Raw genomic sequence first — 240 nt, 5'->3', positions numbered from 1 at the left:
CCAACGGCTGATCGCCGCTTCCCGAAATTTCTCACCTTCAGGACACTTCCATGACCGCGCTGACCCAGGATCGCAACACACTGCGCCGTGACGGCAACCAGATCGAACCGCCCGTGGCGGCCGCCACCAAGATCTTTGGCGGCTCGATCGTGTGCATCAACACCGCCACGGGCTACGCCGTGCCGGGATCGACCTCGACCACGCTCAAAGCCGCGGGCGTTGCCGAAGACCGCGCCGACA

1 protein-coding gene is annotated in these 240 nt (G+C 65.0%); it reads left to right on the top strand.

The features are described 5' to 3' along the window. Positions 1-50: 50 nt before the first annotated feature. Positions 51-240 (top strand): hypothetical protein (locus ACM03V_RS34560; RefSeq protein ID WP_414625327.1); only part of this gene is annotated, 190 nt, incomplete at its 3' end.

Source organism: Calothrix sp. CCY 0018 (assembly GCF_963920925.1).
Taxonomy (GTDB): domain Bacteria; phylum Cyanobacteriota; class Cyanobacteriia; order Cyanobacteriales; family Nostocaceae; genus Rivularia.
This window is presented reverse-complemented; position numbering and strand designations above follow the sequence as displayed.